Source organism: Rhizobium sp. R339 (genome assembly GCF_002211395.1).
GTDB lineage: Bacteria > Pseudomonadota > Alphaproteobacteria > Rhizobiales > Rhizobiaceae > Rhizobium.
The window spans coordinates 14,277-38,252 of sequence record NZ_LOKV01000002.1 but is presented as its reverse complement, the minus strand read 5'-3'; the positions used below and the strand labels follow the sequence as shown (position 1 = coordinate 38,252).

Annotated in this window: 22 protein-coding genes and 1 pseudogene; 11 read left to right on the top strand and 12 right to left on the bottom strand. The window is 61.4% G+C overall.

Annotated features, from left to right (window positions below):
• Positions 1-5 precede the first annotated feature (5 nt).
• Complete coding sequence (locus ATY76_RS05740; protein ID WP_088673818.1) at positions 6-1,931, bottom strand: ABC transporter substrate-binding protein; 1,926 nt, start codon at positions 1,929-1,931, stop codon at positions 6-8.
• A gap of 183 nt (positions 1,932-2,114) precedes the next feature.
• Here ATY76_RS05740 and ATY76_RS05735 point away from each other — a divergent pair, with 183 nt between their 5' ends.
• Together ATY76_RS05735 and ATY76_RS05730 are read left to right on the top strand one after the other, a co-directional pair.
• The gene (locus ATY76_RS05735) at positions 2,115-3,122 is read left to right on the top strand and encodes a LacI family DNA-binding transcriptional regulator (protein ID WP_088673817.1); all 1,008 of its coding nucleotides are present in this window, start codon (positions 2,115-2,117) and stop codon (positions 3,120-3,122) included.
• Between the two features lie 25 nt (positions 3,123-3,147).
• The gene (locus ATY76_RS05730) at positions 3,148-4,485 is read left to right on the top strand and encodes an alpha-L-fucosidase (RefSeq protein ID WP_088673816.1); all 1,338 of its coding nucleotides are present in this window, start codon (positions 3,148-3,150) and stop codon (positions 4,483-4,485) included.
• A gap of 21 nt (positions 4,486-4,506) precedes the next feature.
• Here ATY76_RS05730 and ATY76_RS05725 read toward each other — a convergent pair whose 3' ends face one another.
• A complete protein-coding gene (locus ATY76_RS05725; RefSeq protein WP_088673815.1) occupies positions 4,507-5,211 on the bottom strand; it encodes a GntR family transcriptional regulator in 705 nt (234 codons plus the stop codon).
• A 129-nt stretch (positions 5,212-5,340) separates the two neighbouring features.
• Here ATY76_RS05725 and ATY76_RS05720 point away from each other — a divergent pair, with 129 nt between their 5' ends.
• The gene (locus tag ATY76_RS05720; RefSeq protein WP_004676699.1) at positions 5,341-6,252 is read left to right on the top strand and encodes a dihydrodipicolinate synthase family protein; all 912 of its coding nucleotides are present in this window, start codon (positions 5,341-5,343) and stop codon (positions 6,250-6,252) included.
• 50 nt (positions 6,253-6,302) lie between these two features.
• On the opposite strand, the gene ATY76_RS05715 is transcribed toward ATY76_RS05720, so the two are convergent.
• Positions 6,303-7,361 carry a LacI family DNA-binding transcriptional regulator gene (locus tag ATY76_RS05715; RefSeq protein ID WP_088673814.1) on the bottom strand — a complete coding sequence of 353 codons (1,059 nt, stop codon included), beginning with the start codon at positions 7,359-7,361 and terminating at the stop codon, positions 6,303-6,305.
• A gap of 141 nt (positions 7,362-7,502) precedes the next feature.
• Here ATY76_RS05715 and ATY76_RS05710 point away from each other — a divergent pair, with 141 nt between their 5' ends.
• From ATY76_RS05710 to ATY76_RS05680, 7 genes and pseudogenes are all read left to right on the top strand, one after another.
• On the top strand, positions 7,503-9,824 hold the full coding sequence (locus ATY76_RS05710; protein WP_088673813.1) for an alpha-L-rhamnosidase: 2,322 nt from the start codon (positions 7,503-7,505) through the stop codon (positions 9,822-9,824).
• 37 nt (positions 9,825-9,861) lie between these two features.
• Entirely contained in the window at positions 9,862-11,145 is a 1,284-nt protein-coding gene (locus ATY76_RS05705) for an extracellular solute-binding protein (protein WP_088673812.1), read from the top strand.
• Between the two features lie 67 nt (positions 11,146-11,212).
• Positions 11,213-12,091 carry a sugar ABC transporter permease gene (locus ATY76_RS05700; RefSeq protein WP_088673811.1) on the top strand — a complete coding sequence of 293 codons (879 nt, stop codon included), beginning with the start codon at positions 11,213-11,215 and terminating at the stop codon, positions 12,089-12,091.
• The gene (locus tag ATY76_RS05695; protein ID WP_088673810.1) at positions 12,088-12,915 is read left to right on the top strand and encodes a carbohydrate ABC transporter permease; all 828 of its coding nucleotides are present in this window, start codon (positions 12,088-12,090) and stop codon (positions 12,913-12,915) included. The genes ATY76_RS05700 and ATY76_RS05695 overlap by 4 nt, the downstream gene beginning before the upstream one ends.
• A gap of 4 nt (positions 12,916-12,919) precedes the next feature.
• Entirely contained in the window at positions 12,920-13,897 is a 978-nt protein-coding gene (gene ugpC / locus ATY76_RS05690; protein WP_088673809.1) for a sn-glycerol-3-phosphate ABC transporter ATP-binding protein UgpC, read from the top strand.
• A gap of 80 nt (positions 13,898-13,977) precedes the next feature.
• Positions 13,978-14,226: a plasmid stabilization protein gene (locus tag ATY76_RS05685; protein WP_088673992.1), complete on the top strand. Its 249-nt coding sequence runs from the start codon at positions 13,978-13,980 to the stop codon at positions 14,224-14,226.
• Positions 14,223-14,652 (top strand): annotated as a pseudogene (locus tag ATY76_RS05680) (type II toxin-antitoxin system VapC family toxin). The gene ATY76_RS05685 and the pseudogene ATY76_RS05680 overlap by 4 nt, the downstream one beginning before the upstream one ends.
• 105 nt (positions 14,653-14,757) lie before the next feature.
• Here the strand turns inward: ATY76_RS05680 and ATY76_RS05675 are convergent.
• A complete protein-coding gene (locus ATY76_RS05675; RefSeq protein ID WP_088673808.1) occupies positions 14,758-15,156 on the bottom strand; it encodes a type II toxin-antitoxin system VapC family toxin in 399 nt (132 codons plus the stop codon).
• The gene (locus ATY76_RS05670) at positions 15,153-15,404 is read right to left on the bottom strand and encodes an AbrB/MazE/SpoVT family DNA-binding domain-containing protein (RefSeq protein ID WP_029873485.1); all 252 of its coding nucleotides are present in this window, start codon (positions 15,402-15,404) and stop codon (positions 15,153-15,155) included. The genes ATY76_RS05675 and ATY76_RS05670 overlap by 4 nt, the downstream gene beginning before the upstream one ends.
• A 408-nt stretch (positions 15,405-15,812) precedes the next feature.
• Between ATY76_RS05670 and ATY76_RS05665 the strand changes: the two genes are divergently transcribed.
• A complete protein-coding gene (locus tag ATY76_RS05665; RefSeq protein ID WP_245309740.1) occupies positions 15,813-16,619 on the top strand; it encodes a phosphatase PAP2 family protein in 807 nt (268 codons plus the stop codon).
• A 177-nt stretch (positions 16,620-16,796) separates the two neighbouring features.
• Here the strand turns inward: ATY76_RS05665 and ATY76_RS05660 are convergent, their stop codons facing one another.
• The 7 genes from ATY76_RS05660 to ATY76_RS05630 all read right to left on the bottom strand — a co-directional run bounded on the left by ATY76_RS05660 (position 16,797) and on the right by ATY76_RS05630 (position 23,974).
• Positions 16,797-18,251 (bottom strand): NAD-dependent succinate-semialdehyde dehydrogenase, encoded by a 1,455-nt coding sequence (locus ATY76_RS05660; protein ID WP_088673806.1) that lies wholly within the window; start codon positions 18,249-18,251, stop codon positions 16,797-16,799.
• Positions 18,252-18,261: 10 nt separating this feature from the next.
• Positions 18,262-19,341 (bottom strand): ABC transporter ATP-binding protein, encoded by a 1,080-nt coding sequence (locus ATY76_RS05655; protein ID WP_088673805.1) that lies wholly within the window; start codon positions 19,339-19,341, stop codon positions 18,262-18,264.
• Positions 19,338-20,138 (bottom strand): ABC transporter permease, encoded by an 801-nt coding sequence (locus ATY76_RS05650; RefSeq protein WP_088673804.1) that lies wholly within the window; start codon positions 20,136-20,138, stop codon positions 19,338-19,340. The genes ATY76_RS05655 and ATY76_RS05650 overlap by 4 nt, the downstream gene beginning before the upstream one ends.
• Position 20,139: 1 nt before the next feature.
• Positions 20,140-21,012, bottom strand: a complete 873-nt coding sequence (locus ATY76_RS05645; RefSeq protein ID WP_088673803.1) for an ABC transporter permease — start codon at positions 21,010-21,012, stop codon at positions 20,140-20,142.
• Positions 21,013-21,122: 110 nt separating this feature from the next.
• Entirely contained in the window at positions 21,123-22,133 is a 1,011-nt protein-coding gene (locus ATY76_RS05640; RefSeq protein WP_088673802.1) for an ABC transporter substrate-binding protein, read from the bottom strand.
• 48 nt (positions 22,134-22,181) lie between these two features.
• A complete protein-coding gene (locus tag ATY76_RS05635) occupies positions 22,182-22,505 on the bottom strand; it encodes an NIPSNAP family protein (RefSeq protein WP_088673801.1) in 324 nt (107 codons plus the stop codon).
• Positions 22,506-22,510: 5 nt separating this feature from the next.
• On the bottom strand, positions 22,511-23,974 hold the full coding sequence (locus ATY76_RS05630; RefSeq protein WP_088673800.1) for an aldehyde dehydrogenase: 1,464 nt from the start codon (positions 23,972-23,974) through the stop codon (positions 22,511-22,513).
• Between the last annotated feature and the right edge of the window lie 2 nt (positions 23,975-23,976).

Genomic DNA, 23,976 nt, shown 5'->3' with positions numbered 1-23,976 from the left:
TTGTCTTATTGCTGGTAGTAGAAGGTTTCCGGCTTGGCCGGTCCCGGCGTCATGTAGAAGGACGTACTGGGGATGACCTTCGGCACGTTGTGCATATTGGTCTTGACGATGCCGACGCGGTCCGGCTCCAGGTTGGTGCCGATGACGTAGAACTCGTCACGCGTGATCGCCAGCAGCTCCTTCATGGCTCCGAGCTGTTTTTCGAGCGTCGGCGCTTCCTGAACCTGCCGGTAGAGATCCATCTGCTTCTTGGCCGCCGGGCTTGGTTCCTCAGCGTTCGGATCCTTGGGATTCTGGTAGTAGAGGCCCCAGGCCGTCGCGAAGCTCGATTCATATTCGTGCGGGAAATACCATTTGGGATCGAGCAGGCCGAGGAAGTCGTAGCCACCACCGCCGACCCAGGCCAGGCCGTCATTCTCATTGTTCTGCAGGCGGGAGAAGATCAGCGAACGTTCGGCCGGGCGGGGCTGCATGTCGATGCCAACGGCTCGCCAATAACGCTGGATCATTTCCAGCGCGTCTACCTGGATGGGACTGCCAGTCAGCGCATCGATCGCAAAGGTGATCCGCTTGCCGTCCTGGCCGAGGCGAAAACCTTCGGCGTCTTTCTTGGTCAGGCCGGCCTTGTCGAGATACTGGTTGGCGAGATCGACATTATATTCGAGATACTGCGTCGCCATCTTCTCGTCGTAGAGCGCCGTGCCCTCGCGGGGCGCGGCCTGATAGGGCTTGGCTTGTCCCGCATAGATCAGCTGGTTGAGCTCCTCGCGGTTGATCGCGTGGCTGAGACCGATGCGGAAGTCCTTGTTGGAGAAGACGGCGCGCAGGGTCGGGTTCTTGTGGGTCTGGTTGAGCGTGATCAGCAGCGCGTTCGACCAGGCCGGCCGGGCGATGAACAGGCCGTAGCCACCCTTCTGCTGGTTCTGCACGATCACGGTGCGGGCATCCGTCGTCTCGATGAAGCGGTTCTGCATGTCGATTTCGCCGCTGATCGCTTTCAGGATGATCGCCTGGGTGTCCTGCATCACGTCGATGGTGATGCGGTCGAAGTAAGGCAGCTGGTTTCCTGCCGTATCCACCTTGGCATAATAGGGATTGCGTTCGGCGACGACCTGGGTCGTGCCGTTATAGGGCGCGGTCAACACCCAGGCGTCGAGCGTCGGGCGGCCGAGATCGCGCCAGCGGCCGGGAAAGCCGATCTTGTTGTTGAAGAGCTGGACCCAGTCGGTTGCGCCGGCCGCCTTCGCCAGGGCGTCGACACCGTCGGGATTGAAATCCTTGTGGAACTGCTTGAGGTAATGCGCCGGTGCTGCCGCCAGAATATCGGAGCCGCGCACGGTCGCCATGTTCATCAGGAAGAGCCCGTTCGGCGCGGCGAATTTGAAGACCACCTTGTCGTCGCCGATCTTCTCGACCTTGACGGTCTCGCCGCCGGCAGTCAGCCATCCCGGCGCGGCAGGCGTGATCTTGGTGTTGCGCAGCACATTCTCGTTCCACCACACCAGATCGTCCGCGGTGAAAGGCTCGCCGTCCGACCAGTGCGTGCCCTCGCGCAGGGTGAAGGTATATTCGGTGGCATTGGCATTAACCTCGAAACTCTTGGCGATGTCGGGGATCACCTCCGTCCATTCCGGGTTCCACCGGACCAGCCTGGTATAGCCGATCGAACGCTCGATCTCGCTGTCGCCGCCGCCGAAGGTGGCCGTGCGCCAGGTCCCTCCATAAGTGCCGACCGATTCAAGGGGAGTGAGCACGAGCGGCTCCTTGGGCACCCGCTTTTCCACAGGCGGCAGCTTGCCGGCATCGACGAGCGCCTTGAGTTCCGGCGCCTCCTGAAAGCCGAGGGCAGCGCCGGCCCAGCTGGAGCCGATGAGGATCGCACCGGCAACGATCGAAACGACCTGCCGTCGTAGCATTCTGACGTGTTGCATTGTTTCCTCCCAATGATCTCGCCTAGGTTATCGTTAACGTATTTTCCTCCAGCTATAACGTTAACGTTACCGTTGTTTCTTGTCAAAGAGATTCTCGGAGTCGTGTTCAAGGCCTGACCAGCCTTGGCTTTATCTAGAATTATGTTAGTTATCGTTATCCCAAATTTATCCAGAGATACCCAGTTGAGCCACCCCAAAGAGCCAGAGTCCAAAATCACCATCGCCGATGTCGCCCGCGCCGCCGGCGTGTCGCCGATGACGGTATCGCGCGTGCTCAATGATCAGGGTGGCGCCAGTGCAGAGACCACGCAGCGCATTCTTCTGGCGGCGAACGAACTCAACTATCGGCCCAATCCCTTTGCGCGCGGATTGCGATCCGACCGGTCGAAGACCATCGGCCTTCTCGTTCCCGACATCACCAACCCGTTCTTCCCCGAGGTCATCAGGGGAGCCGAGGATGCGGCGAGTGCGGCCGGCTACAACCTGCTTCTGTCCAACGTCGTCGAGAACAGCAAGCGGGAGGAAGAACTGATCGAAGCGCTGCTGCGGCACCGCGTCGACGGCATAATCGTCTGCAGCGCGCGCCTGCCCGACGCCGCCCTGCACAAGGCGCTCGCGCACCACCGCGCCGTCGTGCTCATCAACCGCGAGGCTCCGACCGAAGTCGCCGGAACGATCGTTACCGACTACGAGACCGGCGCGTCGCGGGCCATCGACCATCTGGTCGAGCGCGGACGCCGAAAAATCGCCATCGTCGCGGGACCGCGCAGTTCCTTCGGCGGCAAGAGCCGCCTCGTCGGCTTCCGCAAGACGCTGGCGGCCCATGGGTTGAAGGCACATGGCATCGTCTACTGTGATCCCACAGCTGCGGGCGGACAGACGGCGGCGGCGCAATTGCTGGCGGAAACGCCTGGGATCGACGCCCTCGTCTGCTACAACGACCTCAATGCGATCGGCGCCATGAAGGCCTGCCGGGCCGCCGGCATTTCCATCCCCGAACAGATCGCCCTCATCGGTTTCGACGACATCCCGACCGCCGAACTTCTGTCACCGGCGCTCACCACCTTGCGGGTGCAGAAACGGGAAATGGGAGAGGAAGCCGTGCGCCTGCTGCTCAGCCGCATCGCCACCAAGAACCGTCAGCACGGCATCGTCATCGTGCCCGAGCTCATCATCCGCGAAACGACCTGACCGACGTTAAACAGGAGGATATCCCATGGATGCCGATAATCTGCAGTCACTGGCCCTGCCCGAGGAGAAGAAAGCCTGGTTCGTCCATGACCGTTTCGGCATGTTTGTGCACTGGGGGCTGTATGCCCTGCCGGCCCGTCATGAATGGGTCAAAAGCCGCGAAGAATTGAACGACGCCGACTATCAAAAATATTTCGATCATTTCGATCCCGATCTCTACGACCCCCGCGAATGGGCGAGACGCGCCAAGGCCGCGGGCATGAAATATGTCGTGCTGACCACCAAGCACCATGAGGGCTTCTGCCTGTGGGATACCAAGGCCACCGACTTTAAGGTGACCAACACGCCCTATGGAAAGGATCTGCTGCGCCCCTTCGTCGACGCCTTCCGCGCCGAGGGGCTCAGGATCGGCTTCTATTATTCGCTGATCGACTGGCATCACCCCGACTTCACCGTCGATCCGCGCCATCCGCAGCGCAATCATCCCGATGCAGCGAAAATCAACGAAGGCCGGGATATGCAGCGCTATGCCGCCTTCATGCGCGAGCAAGTGCGCGAGCTGCTGACCGAGTTCGGCCGGATCGACATCATGTGGTTCGATTTCAGCTATCCGCAGTGGAAGCTCGGAGAACTGGTGGGAAAGGGCCATCAGGATTGGGAGAGCGAGAAGCTGGTGCGCCTGGTGCGCGAGCTTGCCCCCGATATCATCATCAACAACCGGCTCGATCTTGCCGGCCTGCAGCCGGACATCGTCACGCCGGAGCAATATATGCCGCGCGCCTGGCCGAAGCGCGAAGGCAGGCGCGTCGTCTGGGAGGCCTGCCAGACGCTCAGCGGCTCCTGGGGCTATCACCGCGACGAGGACACCTGGAAAAGCACGGAGCAGCTGGTGCAGATGCTGGTCGGCACCGTTGCGATCGGCGGCAATCTGCTGATGAATGTCGGACCGACGGCACGCGGCACGCTCGACCACCGTGCAATATCGGCCCTTGCCGCCTATGAGGAGTGGATGGCGCTGCACGAGCGCAGCATCGTCGGCTGCACCCAGTCCGACTTCACCGCCCCGCCCGATTGCCGGCTGACCCAGAACGGCGACCGCCTCTACATCCACCTGTTCAACTGGCCCTATAAGCATCTGCATTTCGATGCGCTGGCGGGCAAGATCGAATATGCGCAATTCCTGCATGATGCCAGCGAAGTCACATGGCTGCGCCCGTCCGCCAATATGCTGTGGGCGAACACCCAGTTCCCCGTCGGCGAGGACGAGCTGACATTCGTCCTGCCGGTGCGCCGTCCCAAGGTCGCCGTCCCGGTCATCGAGGTCAAGCTCAAGGCGGGAGGCGCTGCCGGCATTCAGGATTGATGCAATCGCCTGATCCGCCGATCAGGACAGGCTGATCGCCATTGGCCGGTCGAGGTCGCGGGCGAGGTAGTCCTGGATCTGGCGGACGATCTGGCTGGCGTGGGCGATCGCCAGCCGGTCGGCCCGCTCGGCGTCGCCCGCTTCGATCGCGGCGATGATTTCCTCGTGTTCATCGACATATTGACGCGGCAGGCGGTCATCGAAGGTGGAGTAATAGAGGCGAAGGATGCGCCGGCCTTCGTCGAGCAGCTTGGCGAAGAAGGTCGTGTAATAGGAATTGCCGGCGAGCTCGGCGATCGCCACGTGAAATTCGCGGTTCGCCTCGATCATCGCATAGGCGTCGCGTGCGGCGACGGCATCGGCAAAATGCTTTTGGTGCAGCCGGATGCTCTTCATGATTTCGCCGTTCCGCCTCTCGGCCGCCCCGCGCGTCGTGACCCGGTACATCAGCGTCAGCGCTTCGAAATAGGTGGGCAGGCTCGCGAAATCGATCGGCGCGACGATCGTGTTCCTATTCGGCAGGGTCGTGACCAGCCCGTCTGCGGCAAGCCGCAGCAGTGCCTCGCGAATGGGCGTCCTCGACATGCCGAAACGCTCCGACAACCGGACCTCATCGAGCGGGCTGCCGGGCTCCAGCGCCATGGACAGGATTTCCCGGCGCAGCGTCAGATAGACGCTCTGCGTGCCGGAGCCGCGCACCCGCACATTTTTCGCGTCGTTCTGCATGTGTCCCGCCCTCTATCCTGAAAGCCTTGTATTGCGTTTCGGCCGGTTTCCGCAACGGTTCTCATAAAGCCGGTTGAGTCTTGTCGACAGTTTGTATATAACGCTCATGACTTTAACGGGGTGCAAGCGATGACGACAGGATGGAAGGGCGTATTTCCCGCCGTAACGACACAATTCAACGAAGATCTTTCCGTGGATCTGCCCGCGACCCAGCGTGTTCAGGACGCACTCGTCAATGACGGCGTCAACGGCCTGATCGTCATGGGCACATGCGGCGAGAACAATTCGCTCGATCCCGATGAGAAGCGTACGATCCTGAAAGCCGCCGTCGAGGTCGTCAACGGCCGCGTTCCGGTCGTCACAGGCGTCTCCGAATTCGACACGCGCCGCGCCGTCGCCTATGCCCGCGACGCCGAAAAGCTCGGCGCCGACGGCCTGATGCTGCTGCCGGCCATGGTCTATGTGCCGAAGCCGGAAGAGCTGATCGCGCATTTCCGCACCGTCGCCGAAGCGACCTCGCTGCCGATCATGCTCTATAACAACCCGCCGGCCTATCGCGTCAACATCGGCGCCGACGTGCTGAAGGTGCTGGCCGACGTGCCGAATATCAAGGCCGTCAAGGAAAGCGCGCCGGATCCGCGCCGTTTCACCGACCTCATCAATGAATTCGGCGATCGTTTCGATATTTTCGCCGGCCTTGATGACGTCGCGCTCGAAGGGCTGATGCTCGGCGCCAAGGGCTGGGTCTCGGGCCTCACCAGCGCCTTCCCGGAGGAATCCGTGCAGCTCGTCGCCGCCGCCGAACGCGGCGACTGGGAGACAGCCCGCGAGATCTACCGCTGGTTCATGCCGCTCCTGCATCTCGATGCCGAGCACGACCTCGTGCAGTCGATCAAGCTCGCCGAACAGATCATGGGCCGCGGCTCCGAACGCGTCCGCATGCCGCGCCTGCCGCTGTCGGGCGCGCGCCGCGCCGAGGTCACCGCCATGGTCGAAAAAGCGGCCGCCACGCGTCCGTCGAAAATCGGCAAGGCCGCCTGAGACAATCAGGCCGGCAGCATGCGCAGCAGCTGCCGGTCCTTCCTCACCCGCTAAACGCCTTTGGCGTTGCCGGAACGGATGAGGCTGCCACGGCTGACCAGCGACGGTATCTGGAAAATATGCTCCGCGCTGGTGCGGCCCTCTATTCTGGAAATCAATGTCCGGGTGGCGACCTGGCCGAGCTCCCTGCCCGACTGATCGATGCTTGCGAGATTGACGAGGCCGAGCGCTGCGGTCGAGGAATTGTCGTAGCCGATGACGGCGAGGTCTTCCGGCACGCGCACGCCCATCTCCATCGCCAGGCTCAAAAGCGTGATCGCGTCGAGATCGCTCCAGCAGAACACGGCGCGCGGCCTGTTCTTTCTCGACAGGAACTTGCGCATCGTTTCCTCCCGCTTTGGCGGGGCGATGGGGATTTTGCTGATCGAGGCAGACGAGCCGAGCCCGGCGCGCTGCATTGCCCGGCGGAAGCCGATCTCCCGCTGGCGAACGACGGAGACCTGATGTCCCTCACGCTCGCCGAGACTGAGCATTTCGATATCGCGGTAGCCGCAGCCAAGCAGCGCCTCGACTGCGATCTCCGCCCCGCGCTGGTCGTCGGCATTGACGGTATCGAAGGCGGTGGCGCCGGCATCGTGGTAGCCGACGGCGACGATCGGTATCTGTGACGCGAAATTGGCGATGATCTCGGAGGGCAAGCGCGGGGCAACGAGGATCAGGCCATCCATCTTGTAGTCGATCATCGACTCGATCAACGAGGTCTCCAGCTGCACGCGCGCATCGCTGACGCCGATCATCGCCTGATAATGCGACGGCGCCAGCACGCCGTTCACGCCGGCAATCACCTCCGGCAGGAAGGGATTGCGGATGTCGATCAGCAGCACGCCGATGGTGAAGCTGCGGCCGCGCAGGCCGCGTGCGGCCCGCGAAGGGCGATAGCCGAGCTCTTCGATGGCGCCGGTCACCTTGGCGCGCAGCGCTTCGCTGACGCCGTAGGCATTTCGCATCACCTTAGAAACTGCGGCGACCGAGACGCCTGCGTGCTTTGCCACTGTCCGGATCGTCACGCGATCATTTCGTTGCAGTCTTTGTTTGTCTTCGATCGACATGAAATCTCTGGGCTGCCCTGCGGGCCGTCACAATCGCCCGCAAAAACAACATGGCAGAGTGGCGGCGAAATTTCTATTGCGCTCCCGAAAAAAATGTAGAACGTTATATGGAGAACGTTCTACATTCTATGGGAGGACTTGATGAACTTTCAGCCGGCAGCCATCAACGGCGATCTCGTTTCGCGCGCCTGGTCGGGGGACATGATCGCGCCGCTGTCGGACGGCGGCCAGGGAACGCAGGCAAGCTTCGTCTCCAGAACCTTCGAGCACGATGGCGCCAGCGGTCCGGCCGAACTCTTCATTTCCGCGCTCGGCCTCTACCGCTGCTTCATCAACGGCGAGCGCGTCGGCACCGATCTTTTGACGCCCGGCTGGACGAATTATGACGATCGCATCGCCTATCAGCGATACGATGTGTCGAGCCTGCTCAAATCAGGCCTCAACCGGATCGAGATCTGGCTCGCCGATGGATGGTATCGGTCGCCCATCATGTGGGGCGCCAAAGCGATCCCGAACTGCTGGGGCGAGAGGATTGGCGCCATTGCCGATCTGGTCGCGCCGGGCGGCACCATTCTGTCCACCGATACGAGCTGGCGCAGCGGCCTTCTGCCCATTCTGAAGTCGGGGATCTATTTCGGCGAGATCTATGACGCCCTCCGGGAAACGCTTAGGGAAACGCACGGGACCGAGAGGCTGCCTTTCGACAAGGGGCTGCTCGTCGCCCATGAGACTGCGGCGGTGCGGGAGTTGCAGCCGCTCGCCCCGGTCGACAGCTGGACCGATGAGGAAGGCACGACGATCTATGACTTCGGCCAGAATGTCGGCGGCTACGTCAGATACACGGTCCGCGGCACGGGCGGCACCGAAGTGCGGGTGGAGCATTCGGAAGTCCTCGGTCCCGATCGCCATTTCGACAATCGCAACTATCGTGCGGCCGCAGCGCACACGCTCTACACGCTGCGCGGAGACGGCGAGGAAACCTATGCGCCGCATTTCACCTTCCACGGCTTCCGCTATGCCAGAGTGACGATCACAGGAAACGCCGAGATCCTCGAAATCGCATCGATCCCAATCTCGTCGGTGCCGGAACCCGCCGGCGGCTTCACCTCGGGCAACTTTCTCGTCAATCGCCTCGTGCAGAACACCATCTGGTCGCAGCGCGCCAATTTCGTCGAAGTGCCCACAGATTGCCCGCAGCGCGACGAACGCCTGGGCTGGACGGGCGACGCCCAGGTCTTTGCCGCAACCGCGTGCTGGCTGAGCGACAGCCAGTCCTTCTTCAGGAAGTATCTGCGCGACGTGATGGCCGACCAGCGCGAGGACGGAGCCGTCTCACATTTCTCGCCGGACCCGACGCGTCTGCACCCCGCCGACTTCCCCGGCTATGCCGGCTCGACCGGATGGGGCGACGCGATCGTCGTCATCCCCTGGGTGCTCTATACCCATTACGGCGATCGGGCCGCTCTTTCGGAGTGCCTCGATTCCATGGTGCGCTGGGTGGATTTCGTCTGGTCCATCTCGGATGGCCCGATCGTGCGTCCGCCGTCGCATTGGGGTGCGCGCGGCTTCACTTTCGGCGACTGGCTGCAGCCGGTCGGCGACAACAGGAAGCCGCGCCCGACGATCGCCGACGATTGCGCCGCCACCCTTTATCACTTCATCTCGACAGACCTTCTCGCAAAGATCGCCGCCGTTCTCGGCGAAGACACGCTAGGAGAGCAGATGAAGCGGCGCGCCGGAGAAATCCGGCAGGCTTTCGCCAACGAGTTCATCACGCCGGCGGGACGGCTCGCTCATAACGACCAGACCTCCTATGCGCTGGCGTTCCTCCACGACCTGATACCGGCCGAGCATGATCAGGCGGCCCGGCAGCATTTCCGGCAGGTGATCATCGATGCCGACTACAAGATCGGCACCGGCTTCATCGGCACCCCTGCCCTCCTGCCGGCGTTGACAAAGCTCGGCATGGACGACCTTGCCGAAAAGGTCTTCCTGCAGGAGGACGTGCCGGGCTGGCTCTACCAGGTTTCGAAGGGAGCGACGACCATCTGGGAGCGCTGGGATTCCATGGCGCCTGACGGCACCATCTACGAGCCCGACATGAACAGCTACAATCACTACGCCTATGGCGCGGTCTGCCAGTGGCTGTTCGAATGCGTCGCCGGCATTTCACCGAGCCCGGATGCGCCGGGATTTGCCGAGGTCATCGTCGATCCCGCGCCGATCCCGTCGCTTTCGCATGTTTCAGCCTATCACGATGTCAGCCAGGGACGCATCGAGGCGGGCTGGCGCTGCACCGGCAACGAGGTCACCTATGTGCTGACGCTTCCGGAGGGCTGCGTCGGCCGCTTCCGGCCCGGACGGCGGCACAAGAACCCGTCGCTCGACGGCAAGCCCGTCACCGGGGAGGCCGTTCTTTCGCCGGGGACGCACCAGCTGGTTTTTTCTCTACCCGATCATTGAGGAGCATAAAGGTCACACCGTTCAGAGGAGGAACGTCATGACACATCGGATAAAGCGCATTCTTTGGGGCGCGTCGGCGCTTCTGGCCTTGGCCGCGGCCGGCCCGTCGCAGGCGGAAACCACGCTGTCTTTCCTGATCGACAATAACCCCGACACGGTCGCGGCGGCCGAGGCCCTGGTCGCCGCCTACCAGAGCAAGGCGCCCGACGTGACGATCGAGATCGAGCAGCGGCCGGGCGGCGGTGAGGGCGACAACATCGTCAAGACGCGCCTGGCGACCGGCGAAATGTCCGACGTGTTCCTCTATAATTCCGGCTCGCTCCTGCAGGCGCTGAAGCCCACGCAGACGCTTGTCGATTTGAGCAGCCTGCCGTCACAGGCCAAAGTGGACGAAAGCTTCAAGGCGGTCGTCAGCGCCGACGGCAAGTTCTACGGCGTTCCCTTCGGCACGGCGATGGCGGGCGGGATCCTCTATAACAGGAAGATCTACCAGGACCTCGGTCTGTCCGTTCCGAAGACATGGGCGGACTTCATGGCCAACAACGCCAAGGTCAAGGCATCGGGAAAGGTCGCCGTGGCGCAGACCTATCGCGATACCTGGACTTCGCAGCTCTTCGTTCTCGCCGATTACTACAATCTGCATGCCGCCGTGCCGAACTTCGCCGCCGACTATACCGCCAACAAGGCGAAGTATGCCGAAACACCGGCGGCGATGAAGGGCTTCGAACGGCTGAAGGACGTTCACGACGCAGGCCTGATGAACGAGGACTTCGGCGCGGCAAGCTATGACGACGGCTTGAGAATGGTGGCGACCGGCGAGGCGGCGCATTATCCGATGCTGAGCTTCGCCGTCGGCGCACTCAAGCAGAATTATCCCGACAATCTGGGCGATGTCGGTTTCTTCGCTCAGCCGAGCGACGATGCGGCGACGAACGGGCTGACGGTCTGGATGCCGCCGGGCCTTTATATTCCGGCCAGCAGCCAGCATGCCGAGGAAGCGAAGAAATTCGTCGATTTCGCCGGAAGCGTCGAGGGCTGCAAGGTGATGGTGGACACCAACGCCGTCCAAGGGCCTTCCCTGGTCGACGGCTGCGACCTGCCGGCGGACGTGCCGCCTGCAATCAAGGACATGCTTCCCTATTTCGAGGCCAAGGACAAGACGACACCGGCGCTGGAGTTCGTCTCTCCCGTCAAGGGGCCGGCGCTCGAGCAGATCACCGTCGAAGTCGGCTCCGGCATTCGTCAGCCTGCCGACGCGGCGAAACTCTATGACGAGGATGTGCGCAAGCAGGCCAAGCAGCTCGGGCTGCCGAACTGGTAGAGCGGTCTTTCGGGCCAGTCAGCCTCGCCCGCAAAGGGCGAGGCTTCACCCGATGGAAGAGGGAGCTATGATCGAGACACGCCGCCCCGCGCGCAAATCGCCCTATCCGTTGTGGTTTTTCATTCCCGCCGCCGTCATTTATGGCGTGCTGTTTCTCGTTCCCACGATATCGTCCCTTTGGTTCAGCCTGACACGATGGGATCTGTCGACGGCCGAATTCATCGGTCTCGAAAATTTCCGTCAGTTCTTTTCCGAACCCTTCTTGATCCAGGGGCTCGTCAACACGCTGATCTATGCCGTGACGACGTCGTGTCTGAAGACGGTCTGCGGGCTGCTGCTCGCCGTGCTCCTGACCGGCAATATCTTCGCCCGCGGTTTCCTGCGCACGCTGGTCTTCTTTCCCGTCCTCGTCTCGACGATCGGCATCGGTATCACCTTCACCGTGATGATGCATCCGACCAAGGGTATCATCAACGTTACGCTCGAGGCGCTCGGCATTCCCGGGCCGGGATGGCTCACTGACCCGGCGCTCGCCCTTTTTTCGGTGGCCCTGGTCGATCTGTGGAAGGGTGTCGGCCTCGCCACCCTCATCTTCATCGCCGGTCTCGCCGCCATCAGCCCCGATTATTACGAGGCTGCGAGAATCGACGGAGCCACGCGCCTGCAGCAATTTTTCCGGGTCACCCTGCCGCTTGTGCGCCCAGCTACCATCACGGTGGTGACATTGTCGCTGATCGGCGGCCTTCGCTCCTTCGACCTGATTTGGGCAATGACCCGCGGCGGGCCTGGTTTCTCCTCCGACGTGATCGCCTCGGTCATCTACAAGCAGTATCAGGCAGGCTTCTACGGCCTGTCGACGGCCGGCAACGTCATCCTGTTCGCGCTGATTGCCGCAATCATCCTGCCGCTTACCCTATGGTTCAACCGGCGAGAGGTCGAAGAATGAGAAGCATCCGTCCCTATGTGACCGGCGCCATATCGCTTGCCGTCGCGGCGGTCATCTTCGTCATGCCTTTCGTCTTCGTCGCTCTCCAGGCGGTCAAATCGAAATCGGAAGCCTCCCGCCTCGATTTCGAATTGCCCGGCCAATGGCTGTTCTGGGACAATCTCGTGGCCGTCTTCAAGGCGCGCGATTACCAGCTTGTGCTCGCCTATTTCAATTCGACGCTGATCACCGTCGCCTCCGTCACGATCCTCATCCTGCTGTCGGCGATGGTGGGCTATGTGATGCAGCGCCGCAGGACTGCCTGGAACAAGGTCGCATCCGTTGCCCTCTTCATGGGCCTGATGATGCCGCCTGCCGTGGTTCCGACGATCGGCCTGCTGCAGGAGATCGGCCTCTTCAAGACCATGACCGGGATGATCCTGATCCAGGTCGCCTATAATCTCTCCTTCTCGACATTGCTCTACCGGTCCTTCATCTCGACCATCCCGCGCGATCTCGACGAGGCGGCGCTGATCGACGGCGCAAAGCCCCGGCAGATCTTCTTCCGGGTGATCCTGCCGCTGCTGAAACCGGTGACCGTCACCAACATCGTCGTGCAGTCGATCGCGATCTTCAACGATTTCACCAACCCGCTCTATTACCTTCCCGGCAAGGAGAACGTCACGGTGCAGCTGACGCTCTATAATTTCCAGAGCATGTATACCAGCCAGTACAACCTCCTCTTCATGAACATCCTCCTCGTGACGATCCCGCCGCTGATCGTCTTCATCTTCTTCAACCGGCAGATCGTCGCGGGCATGACGGCTGGCGCAGTCAAAGGGTAGCAGAATGGCCGAGCTCACTCTCAAACAGGTTCGCAAGAGCTTCGGCGCCCTCGAGGTCATCAAGGGGATCGATCTGGAGGTGGTCTCCGGCGAATTCGTGGTGTTCGTCGGCCCGTCAGGATGCGGAAAATCGACACTGCTGCGCATCATCGCCGGACTGGAAGAGACGACGTCAGGCCTGTTGACCATCGGCGGCAAGGACGTGACCCACGCCGAACCCTCCGAACGCGGCATCGCCATGGTGTTCCAGAGCTACGCGCTCTATCCGCATATGACGGTGGCGGAAAATATCGGCTTCGGCCTATCACTCGCCCGCCGTCCGAAGGCGGAAATCACAGCCAAGGTCGCGGCGGCGGCGGAAACGCTGCAGCTCACCCACCTGTTGCAGCGAAAGCCGAAAGCGCTCTCCGGCGGCCAGAGGCAGCGCGTCGCCATCGGCCGGGCGATCGTTCGCGATCCCAAGGTCTTCCTGTTCGACGAGCCGCTCTCCAATCTGGACGCCTCGCTCCGAGCCCAGATGCGCCTGGAGATTTCCGATCTCCACGCCCGTCTGAAATCGACGATGATTTATGTGACCCACGACCAGGTGGAGGCGATGACGATGGCGGACAAGATCGTCGTCTTGAACGGCGGCGCGGTCGAGCAGATCGGCAGCCCGATGGAGCTCTACCGCAACCCCGCCACCCCCTTCGTCGCCGGCTTCATCGGCAGCCCGAAGATGAACCTCTATGGCGGCGAGACAGCACGGCAATTGGGCTGCACGACCTACGGCATCCGTCCGGAACATATCCGCCTTTCGGCAGACGCCGGACAGTGGCATGGCACGATCCGGCACGTGGAACGCCTCGGCGCCGACGCGATCCTCTATCTCGACGTCGCCGATCTCGGTGAAATGGTCGTGCGCACCGACGGCGACACGCCGTTTGCACCCGGCATGACGGTCTGGGCAAATCCGGTCGAGGGTGCGGAGCATCGGTTCTGAAACAGCGTACCGCCGATGGCCTCGCCGTGGAAATCTGCAATCAATGATTAATATGCAATCATTGCTGAATGGAGAACGAAATGGCCAGCATGACCATCCGCAATCTGGACGAAGGGTTGAAGCAGCGGCTGCGCATACGCGCCGCAACCCACGGACGCTCCATGGAGGATGAGGCACGGGATATTTTGCGGACAGCGCTTGCGGCCAGCGAGCCGACGGCCCGCAATCTCGCAGATGCCATTCGCACGCGCCTGCTCTCGGTCGGCGGCATCGAACTCGACATTCCGCCCCGAGAGCCAATTCGCGAGCCTCCGGACTTCGCCGCGTGATCGTTCTCGATACCAATGTCATTTCAGAACTGCTGGCGCCCGCTCCGAATGCGGCCGTTCTCGACTGGGTCGCAAAGCAGCATCCTTCTTCCGTCTTCACGACCGCGGCAGCGGAGGCGGAGCTGGAGATTCTCTATGGCCTTCGTCTGCTTCCCGAGGGGGCGGGGCCGCCGCGATCTGGAGGCAGTGATTTTGCCGATATTCACCGAAGATTTCGGCGGGCGCGTCCTGCCATTCGATCGCGAGGCTTCGAACGTCTATGCGACGATCGCTACCGACCGTCGCAAGGTGGGTCGGCCGATCAGTCAATTCGATGCCCAGATCGCCGCCATCGCCATTTCGCGTGGTGCTTCGCTCGCAACACGCAATGTCTCCGATTTCACGGGGATCAATCTTCAGATCGTCAATCCGTGGAAGGGCAAATAGCACGCGGAACCGCCAGTGACTCCGCACGGCAAGGTCCCAACAGCGGGGAAGAGGCACCTACTGAATACCGAAGCCGGCGCCACTGCCAAATTCAGAGGCGGATCGTCAGGCGAGAAGACGCGCAGGCTGGCCTTGGCGGATCATCAGTTCGACTGCCTGTTTGTCGAAAGAAACGAAGCTCTCGCCGCCAAGCCATGCTCCTTCATGGGCAATCACGCCATCTGCGAAATCGCCACCCGCTTCCAACATGGCTAGTCCTGCTTCGACCGCGGGGCGGTTCATTGCCACGTTGCCCGCATTGAGCAGATCGTGGAGCGTTTGTGAGACATCTTCCTTTGATAGCTTGGCTCCTCGACGCAGGATCCAGACAAGTTCACATAGGCTCGGCAGGGAAACTGCGATCAGCGATGCTTCCGTGAGGAGCTTTGCCGCAGCCTTCCCCTGCTCGACATCGTCCTGCAGGACTGCCCGAGCAAGAATATTGGTATCCACCGAGACTTTCATTCCTCGCCGGCCCAACCAGAGGCCGCGATTTCGTTCATTTCTTCGATGGTCAACGGCTTTTTCATCTTGCCAGCATGCCGACCGATAAAATCGTCGATCGTCCCCGCTGGACGAGCAGCCTTTACCCGTAGCTCACCTCCAGGAAGCTTGTCGAATTCGATTCGTTCACCCGGTTTGACACCAAGGTGCGTCAGCAAATCCCGTCTCAGCGTGATTTGCCCTTTCATTGTGACGGCCAGGGAAGGCATGGAAAATCTCCTGTCTCAATCAACGTAAAAGTAATGTAAGTTTTCCTTACATTCAAGGTCCAGGCGATACGGCAAGTCGCAAAGCGTCCGAGAATTTTCTTCATTCGACGCTAACGCCTCGACGCAGCCTCAGCAAGTCTGCAATCTAGAGCTACAGATCGGTCAAAGCGTAATGATCCCATATCCACGATCAGAATAAATGGCGGCAAAAAGCTCCACTAAACCTTAACTTGTGATTGGTAACGAGGTCACAGAAACGTTGAGGGGTTGTAAAATGACCGGACATCCAGAGCGCGAACCTTTCTGATAGGCCTTACCGGATGTACCTACGCCGTTGTTCCGATCTTGACTTGGCTCGTTGGCCTGTCAGTGGATCCAAGAGGCTTCACGCAGCTCAGCACGGCCGCAATGATTTTTCTTTTGGGATTCGGGCTCCTCTGCCATTGGCGTAAAATTCCGTCACTGATCTGCATTGTTGAATGCACTGGTCTTGGGCTGTTGCTGACGAGCCCGCTGGTTATCTCCACCTACGTTGCTTTCGCTCTGAACATGCCTTTGCAGGATCAACAGCTTCTGCAGCTAGATCGAAATCTCGGCATCGACTGGTTGAGCATGATTTCATTCTTTGATGCACATCCACTCCTCTCAAAGTCACTGATGTTTTCATATCAAGCTTTCCACTATCAGCTTCTATTCCTTCCGGTTCTGCTAAGCCTCTGCGGTCATCAGTCTCGCGCCTATCAGGTCGTCGGGACTTACGGGCTCATTTGCGTCATCGCGAGTATCATCACCATTTGGTATCCAGCGCTCGGAACCTACACTGATTTTTCCCTGCGGCCTGGCGACCTCAAAAACATCAACGGCATACTCGGCGTCGAATACGTCCCGCAAATACTCGCCGTCAGAAATGATCCTAATTTTGTCCTGCAATTGGAGCATGTAAGTGGCATCATCTCGTTTCCGTCTGTCCACGCGGCGGTAGCAATACTGTGCATTTGGGGTGCATGGACAGTGCGATGGACAAGACTTCCTATGATTTTCTTAAATTCGCTGATGCTGCTGGCCGCTATCACAGAAGGCGGCCACTACGTCGCCGATTTGGTTGCTGGGATCGGTGTTGCTGGTTTCAGCATATCATCGGTGACATATATTTCACGTGGCGGCAGGATTTCATTCTATCGCAGCCAATTTCACAGAAGCGCGCCACAGATCTAATCTAAATGATCCCGATGAACACCTTGCAAGCAACTCGCGACCTGCATCGTCCAATGCCGAAAATCCGCAATGGTTCGTGTACGAACGCACCCCGGATCGGCAACTTGTCACTGCAGATCATGGAAGACGAAGTATCGAGTGAAAGCACAGGCGCGCAAAGCGCAAGCATCAACCAGGTCAGGCAATGCCGCCGAGGCACACATATTTGATTTCGGTATATTCGTCCAAGCCGTGCCTGGAGCCTTCGCGGCCGAGGCCCGACATCTTCACGCCGCCGAACGGCGCCTCGGCGGTGGAGACGAGGCCGGTATTGACGCCGACCATCCCATATTCGAGCGCTTCGGCCACGCGGAATACCCGCGAGAGATCACGCGCATAGAAATAGGAGGCAAGACCGAACTCGGTGTCGTTCGCCTGTTCGATGACATCCTGCTCGTCGCGGAAACGAAAGAGCGGCGCGAGAGGCCCGAAGGTTTCCTCGCGGGCGACCTGCATGCCGGCGCTGACGTCGCGCAGAACGGTCGGCTCGAAGAAAAGGCCGCCGAGCGCATGGCGTTTGCCCCCTGACATGATCCTCGCGCCCTTTGCGACGGCATCGCTGACATGGGCCTCTATCTTGGCGACAGCGTTTTCATCGATGAGCGGGCCAAGCACGACATCACGCTCCAGGCCATTGCCGACCTTCAGCGCCGAAACGGCCTCGGCGAGCTTGGCGGCGAACGCCTCATAGACGCCGTCCTGGACATAAAGCCGGTTGGCGCAGACGCAGGTTTGGCCATTGTTGCGGAACTTGGCGATGATCGCGCCTTCGACCGCGGCATCGAGATCGGCGTCGTCGAACACGATGAAAGGCGCGTTGCCGCCAAGCTCGAGGCCGAGCTTCTTGATCGTCGGCGCGCACTGCCGGTATAGCAGCTCGCCGGTCCGCGTGGAGCCGGTAAAGGTCAGGACCCGGATATCGCGGCTTGCGGTCAGAACGCCGCCGATGGCGGCCGCATCACCGGTGACGATGCTGAGAAGACCCGCCGGCAGGCCGGCTCGTTCGGCGAGAACCGCAAGCGCGATGGCAGAGAACGGCGTCTGCGGCGCCGCCTTGAGAACGACGGCGCAGCCCGCCGCAAGTGCCGGCCCGACCTTGCGCGTGATCATCGCGTTCGGAAAGTTCCAGGGCGTGATCGCCGCCACCACACCTGCGGGCTGGCGCAGCACGAGGATGCGCTTGTCCGGCTGATGTCCCGGTATGATGTCGCCGTTGATGCGTCTTGCCTCTTCGGCGAACCATTCGATGAAGCTCGCCCCGTAGGTGATCTCCCCCTTGGCTTCGTCAAGCGGTTTTCCCTGCTCCAGCGTCAGGATCGTCGCCAGATCGTCGCGGTTTTCGATCATCAGGCGGTGCCACGCCTTGAGAATGGCGGCGCGTTCTCCGGCGGTCTTCTTCGCCCAAAGCTTCTGGGCGACGACGGCTGCCCGGATGGCATCCTCCGTTTCCGCGGCACCGAGTTCCGGTACTGACCCCAGCACCTCGCCCGTCGCCGGGTTGCGGATCGCCGCCGCCTGGCGGCCTTCCGCTTCGATCCAGCGATCGGCGACCGGGCATGCCTGACGGAACAGCGAGGGATCATTGAGCTTCATAAGGCAACTTTCAGCAGAAGACGTGAGCGGCACCGGGATCGAACTCGAGATGCACCTCATCGCCGCGGCTGAGCCCGGTGATCGCCTCGTGACCGAACGGCAGGCGAACCGCCAGCGCTTCGCCATTCGCCGTTTCGGTCGAGACGTGGATGTTGTTGCCGAGGAAGGTGATGTCGCTGACCGTCGCGGCAAGACCGGCTCCCGCCGCCTGGGCCCGCGATAGGCGAATACGCTCCGGCCGCAGCATCAAGGCTGCCCTCTTGCCTGATATTCCTTTTCCATGGACCGGAATATGGTTGAAGACAGTGCCGCCACCAAGCGAAATCGTGGCCTGCCCGTCGGCAGACGACAACAGATCACAAGAAATGAAGTCGCTGTCGCCGATGAATTCGGCGACGAAGCGGGTCTTCGGATTGGCGTAAAGTTCAGGACCGGTGCCGATCTGGTCGATGACGCCCTTGGAGAAGACGGCGATGCGGTCGGAGAGCCGCAGCGCTTCTTCCTGATCATGCGTGACGTAGAGGATCGTCACTTCGGTCTGCTGGTGGATGCGGCGGATCTCGTGCTGGATTTCCTCGCGCAGCTTCTTGTCGAGCGCCGACAGCGGTTCGTCCATCAATAGCACCGGCGGGTCGTAGGCAAGGGCTCTGGCGAGCGCGACGCGCTGCTGCTGGCCGCCGGACATTTGCGCCGGCTTGCGGTCCTCGAAGCCTTCGAGCCGGACGAGGCGCAGCATCTCCTTCACCTTGCTGTCGATCTCGGCCTTCGACTTGCGCCGGACCTTCAGCGGAAAGGCGATGTTTTCGCCCACCGTCAGATGCGGAAACAGCGTGTAGCGCTGGAACACCATGCCGATGTTGCGCTTGTGCGACGGCGTGGCGAGCAGGGTCTTGCCCTCCAGTGTGATGTCGCCTTTCGTCGGGTTTTCAAAGCCGGCCAGGATGTAGAGTGTCGTGCTCTTGCCGGATCCGGAGGGGCCGAGGAAGGTCAGGAATTCGCCGCGGCGAACGTCGAGATTGACGTCGTGGACGGCGACCACAGGGCCGTATTCCTTGCGTATTCCGCGGATCTGAAGGAATGCATCGTTCATTGTTTCAGTACCTTACGCACGACGGCAACCAGCGCCATCAAGATGATCGTCAAAAGGATGAGAAGGGTCGACGCGGCTGCAACGACAGGCGTCAGGTCTTGCCTGAGCGTCGCCCATACCTTTACGGGCAGCGTCTGCAGGGTCGGGCTCGACATGAAGATCGCCACAACCACCTCGTCCCAGGATGTCAGGAACGAGAAGACGGCGGCCGAAAACAGCCCGTGGCTGATCGCAGGAAGCGTGACCCTGATCTTCGCTTCCAGAGGCGAGGCACCGCAAAGCACCGCCGCATCCTCGATCGACTTGTCGAAACCTTCCAGCGCACTCGAGATGGACAGGATCGAGAAGGGCAGCGCCAGGACCAGATGCGAAATGACAAAGCCCGTCAGCGTGCCGCCAAGGCCGATGCGGAGAAAGAAGGCGTAGAGGGCAACCGCCAGAACCACGACCGGCAGGATCATTGGCGTCAGGAACAGCGCTTTCAGCGCATCGCGGAACATGAACGAACCGCGCACCAGCCCGAAGGACGTCACCAGCCCGAGCAACACCGACAGGACCGTGACGATGACAGCGATTTTGAAGCTCGTCAGAGCCGATTCCAGCCAGCGCGGATCGGCGAAGAGTTCATTGTACCACTGGAAGGTCCAGCCGGGAGGCGGAAAGATCAGCCATTGCGACGAGCCGAAGGACAGGGCCGCGATGAAGACGATCGGCAGCAGCAGGAAGGCTGCCGTCAGAAGCGTTATGCCGATAAGGACGTATTTCCACCAGCCGAGGCGATCGAAATTGAGCAGCATATCAACGTCCTCCCGGGTTCTGGTTGCCGAAGAAGCGCAGCTGCACGGCATAGAGCGAGAGCGTCACGACCAGGAGAACCAGCGCCGCGGCGCCGCCCATTCCCCAGTTGACCAGCGACTGCACGAACTGAGCGATCAGTTCGGCGAGCATCATGTTGGCGGTACCGCCGAGAAGCGACGGTGTCACGAAATAGCCGAGCGACATGACGAAAACCATCAGGGCGCCGGCCGCCATGCCGGGCATGGCGAGCGGCAGCAGAACACGCGTCAGACACTGCCAGCGGTTGGCGCCGCAAAGGGCAGCCGCCTGCAAGGTCGACGGGTCGATCTTCTTGATCACGCCATAGAGCGGCAGGATGATGAAGGGCAGCATGATATAGGTCATGCCGATCGTCACGCCGGTCAGATTGTTGACGAGCGCCAGCGGCTGGTCGATCAGGCCCATACCCATCAGCATCTTGTTGATAAGCCCGGTGCGCTGCAGCAGCACCATCCAGGCATAGGTGCGGGCCAGCAGGTTGGTCCACATCGAGAGCAGCAGGATCGCAAAGATTATCGAGGTTAGCCGTCCGGGCATGATCGCCAGCGCCCAGGCGACGGGAAAGCCGATCGCGAGCGAAATCGCCGTGACGAGACCGGAGACGATGAAGGTATTGGCGAAGATCTTCAGATAGGTCGCGGAGCCGATCAGCTGCGCATAGTTTCCGAGCCCCGGCACGGGTTCCAGTACGCTGCGCAGCAGGAGTATCGCCACTGGCACGACGAAAAAAATGCCGACAAAGGCGAGAGCCGGAACGACCCCGCCAAAACCTGTTGCTCTCTGCGCCTTTGGCAGGGGCGCAACTATGCCGGAGGCATCGCTATACGTCGACATGACAGTCCTTCCCACCCGTCAATACCGCGGGGCGCCGAAGTGAAATCAATGGCACTGGCGCTGCGGTGGGGCACGGCGACCTTCGCCGTGCCCGCTCATCTCAATTTGGCTTATTTCGCCTGCCAGGCGTACCACTTCTCGCCGATCGCATCGCGATTGTCGGCCCAATAGTTCATATCGGCATTGACCTGGCTTGCGGTCTGCTGGTCCGGCAGGGTCTTGGCCGTTTCCGGATCCATCAGCTTGGCCGAGTCGAGGTTGATCGGCGCATAGCCGGTGGCCTTTGCCAGGGCAGCCTGCGGTTCGGCCGAAGTCGCCAGCGCAATGAACTTCATCGCAGCTTCGACATTCGGCGAGCCCTTCGGTACGACGAGCGCATCGGCAGCGGTGATGTTCTGTTCCCAGGAGGTTTCCACCTTGATGCCGGTCGCGGCAAGCGCCGTCATGCGGCCGTTCCAGACGCTGCCGAAGGGGGCTTCGGCGGATGCCAGCAGCTGCTGCGACTGGGCACCGCCCGACCACCAGATGATATCGGACTTGATCGTATCGAGCTTCTTGAAGGCGCGGTCGAGATCGAGCGGATAAAGCTTGTCGGCCGGCACGCCGTCGGCAAGCAGCGCCGCTTCGATCACGCCGGGAGCCGACCACTTGTAGAAGGTGCGCTTGCCGGGGAACTTGGCCGTGTCGAACAGGTCGGCCCATGTCTTCGGGCAGGCTTTGACGGCATCGGCGTTGCAGCCGATGACGAAGGAATAATAGAAGCTGCCGACCGAATAATCGGTGACGAAGCGCGGATCGAGCTTGGATTTGTCGATGATGGAGAAGTCCAGCTTTTCGAGCTGGCCGCTCTTGCCGGCCTGGGCGGCATAATCGCCTTCGACGTCGACGACGTCCCAGGTGACTTCGCCAGCCTCGACCATGGCCTTGAGCTTGCCGTAGTCGGTCGGGCCGTCCTGCACGACGGTGATGCCGGTCTTTTCGGTGAACGGGCTCGCCCATGCCGCCTTCTGCGCATCCTGGGTCGTTCCGCCCCAGCTCGAGAAGACCATGTTTTCGGCCTTGGCCGGCGCGGAGACCGCGACGAATGCGGCAACCGCCGCGAAAGCAAATGTCGTTTTCATGTTCCCTTATCCCTGTTCTGGTTTGTCCTACGGGTATGCCTTATGCCGTCAGTGCGCCTCACCCCTGGGAGAAAAGCTTGCTGGCTTCATAATCTTGTTTTCCGCCACCTCGATGAGATCGCGAATCTTGGGCAGGAAGGCCTGCCACCGGGGATCAGCCAGAAGCCTCTGGCGTCTCGCCTCCCGGTCGTCCAGGCTTGTGAAGGCCCAGATGTGGACGATTTCGTTGATCGTCCCGATCTCCGAGAAGAAGTAGCCGACGAGCGCGCCGAGATGGCTCTTCTGGATCTCGATCCCCTCTTCCTCCACCACCTTGAGATATTGCGGGATCGTGCCGTTCTTCAGCCGATAGGTCCGGATTTCGTAAAACATCGGCGTCACCTCATCACGAAGGGATCGGGGATCGGATCGTCCGAGGTCCTGAGCCAGATCGTCTTGGTGCGGGTGTAATCGAGGGCTGCGGCCATGCCGCCTTCCCGGCCATGACCGGACAGGCCAAAGCCGCCAAAGGGCGCGATCGGCGATACGGCGCGGTAGGTGTTGACCCAGACGATGCCGGCGCGGATGCCCTTCATCAGCCGGTGCGCCCGGGTGAGGTTCTGGGTGAAGAGGCCGGAGGCCAGGCCGTAGCGGGTATCGTTGGCAAGCCGCAGCGCCTCGGCCTCGGTTTCGAACGAGACCACCGACAGGACCGGCCCGAAGAACTCCTCGGTGAGCGAGGGCGAAGCGACGTCGTCGCAATCGAGGATCGTCGGCGGGAAATAATAGCCTTCGCCATCGATCTTGCGTCCGCCGGTGACGAGACGCGCGCCGCTTTCGATCGATCTGTCGACGAGGGCGCCGATATTGTCCTGCTGGCGCTTGGTGGCGAGCGGACCGACCTCCGTCGCCATGTCGAGCGGCGCGCCGATCCGGATCGCTTCAGCCTTCTGACGCAGCAGGGCGACGAACTTGTCCTTGACGCTGCGTTCGACGATCAGGCGCGATCCGGAAACGCAGCTCTGCCCCGTTGCGGCGAAGATGCCGGCGACCTGGGCGTTGGCGGCACTTTCGAGATCGGCATCGGCAAAGACGATGAAGGGCGACTTGCCGCCGAGTTCCAGCGATGTCGAAGCGAGGTTTTCGGCCGAGTTGCGAACGACGTGCCGCGCAGTCTCGGGACCGCCGGTGAAGGCGACATGCGCGACCTTCGGGTGGCGGCCAAGGGCAGCGCCGCAGGAGGCGCCGAAGCCGGTGATGATGTTGACGACGCCGGCGGGAAAGCCTGCCTCGTGCACGAGACGGGCGAATTCGAGCAGCGGCGCCGGCCCATCTTCCGAGGCCTTGACCACCATCGTGCAGCCGGCGGCAAGCGCCGGGCCGATCTTCACCGCCGACAGGAAAAGCTGGCTGTTCCACGGCACGACCATGGCGACGACGCCGATCGGCTCGCGGCGAAGCCAGACATCCATGTCGGGTTTGTCGATCGGCAGGTAGGAGCCTTCGATCTTGTCTGCAATGCCGGCATAGTAGCGATAATATTCGGCAACATAGGCGATCTGCGCTGATGTTTCGCGGATGATCTTGCCGGTGTCGCGCGTCTCCAGTTCAGCGAGGATCTGCGCATTGGCGGCAACGAGGTCGGCCAGCTTGTAGAGCAGCTTGCCGCGCTGCGTCGCCGTCATCTTCGCCCAGGGGCCTTCGTAGAGCGCCCTTTCGGCAGCGTTCACAGCCCGATCGACATCACCTTCGCGCGCTTCGGGCATCTCTGCCCAGACCGCGCCGGAAGCCGGATCGATGCTTGGATAGGAAGCTTCGCCATCCGAGAATTCGCCGTCGATATAATGCTGGAAACGCCGCATGG

What these genes read in the sequence shown, in the direction of transcription:
- ATY76_RS05700 (WP_088673811.1), top strand. Translation starts at nt 11,213, where the DNA reads ATGATCGAGACACGCCGCCCCGCGCGCAAATCGCCCTATCCGTTGTGG.
- ATY76_RS05720 (WP_004676699.1), top strand. Translation starts at nt 5,341, where the DNA reads ATGACGACAGGATGGAAGGGCGTATTTCCCGCCGTAACGACACAATTC.
- ATY76_RS05655 (WP_088673805.1), bottom strand. Translation starts at nt 19,341, where the DNA reads ATGAACGATGCATTCCTTCAGATCCGCGGAATACGCAAGGAATACGGC.
- ATY76_RS05660 (WP_088673806.1), bottom strand. Translation starts at nt 18,251, where the DNA reads ATGAAGCTCAATGATCCCTCGCTGTTCCGTCAGGCATGCCCGGTCGCC.
- ATY76_RS05665 (WP_245309740.1), top strand. Translation starts at nt 15,813, where the DNA reads ATGATTTTTCTTTTGGGATTCGGGCTCCTCTGCCATTGGCGTAAAATT.
- ATY76_RS05645 (WP_088673803.1), bottom strand. Translation starts at nt 21,012, where the DNA reads ATGTCGACGTATAGCGATGCCTCCGGCATAGTTGCGCCCCTGCCAAAG.
- ATY76_RS05635 (WP_088673801.1), bottom strand. Translation starts at nt 22,505, where the DNA reads ATGTTTTACGAAATCCGGACCTATCGGCTGAAGAACGGCACGATCCCG.
- ATY76_RS05740 (WP_088673818.1), bottom strand. Translation starts at nt 1,931, where the DNA reads ATGCAACACGTCAGAATGCTACGACGGCAGGTCGTTTCGATCGTTGCC.
- ATY76_RS05710 (WP_088673813.1), top strand. Translation starts at nt 7,503, where the DNA reads ATGAACTTTCAGCCGGCAGCCATCAACGGCGATCTCGTTTCGCGCGCC.
- ATY76_RS05640 (WP_088673802.1), bottom strand. Translation starts at nt 22,133, where the DNA reads ATGAAAACGACATTTGCTTTCGCGGCGGTTGCCGCATTCGTCGCGGTC.
- ugpC (WP_088673809.1), top strand. Translation starts at nt 12,920, where the DNA reads ATGGCCGAGCTCACTCTCAAACAGGTTCGCAAGAGCTTCGGCGCCCTC.
- ATY76_RS05715 (WP_088673814.1), bottom strand. Translation starts at nt 7,361, where the DNA reads ATGTCGATCGAAGACAAACAAAGACTGCAACGAAATGATCGCGTGACG.
- ATY76_RS05670 (WP_029873485.1), bottom strand. Translation starts at nt 15,404, where the DNA reads ATGCCTTCCCTGGCCGTCACAATGAAAGGGCAAATCACGCTGAGACGG.
- ATY76_RS05630 (WP_088673800.1), bottom strand. Translation starts at nt 23,974, where the DNA reads ATGCGGCGTTTCCAGCATTATATCGACGGCGAATTCTCGGATGGCGAA.
- ATY76_RS05675 (WP_088673808.1), bottom strand. Translation starts at nt 15,156, where the DNA reads ATGAAAGTCTCGGTGGATACCAATATTCTTGCTCGGGCAGTCCTGCAG.
- ATY76_RS05650 (WP_088673804.1), bottom strand. Translation starts at nt 20,138, where the DNA reads ATGCTGCTCAATTTCGATCGCCTCGGCTGGTGGAAATACGTCCTTATC.
- ATY76_RS05685 (WP_088673992.1), top strand. Translation starts at nt 13,978, where the DNA reads ATGGCCAGCATGACCATCCGCAATCTGGACGAAGGGTTGAAGCAGCGG.
- ATY76_RS05705 (WP_088673812.1), top strand. Translation starts at nt 9,862, where the DNA reads ATGACACATCGGATAAAGCGCATTCTTTGGGGCGCGTCGGCGCTTCTG.
- ATY76_RS05695 (WP_088673810.1), top strand. Translation starts at nt 12,088, where the DNA reads ATGAGAAGCATCCGTCCCTATGTGACCGGCGCCATATCGCTTGCCGTC.
- ATY76_RS05725 (WP_088673815.1), bottom strand. Translation starts at nt 5,211, where the DNA reads ATGCAGAACGACGCGAAAAATGTGCGGGTGCGCGGCTCCGGCACGCAG.
- ATY76_RS05730 (WP_088673816.1), top strand. Translation starts at nt 3,148, where the DNA reads ATGGATGCCGATAATCTGCAGTCACTGGCCCTGCCCGAGGAGAAGAAA.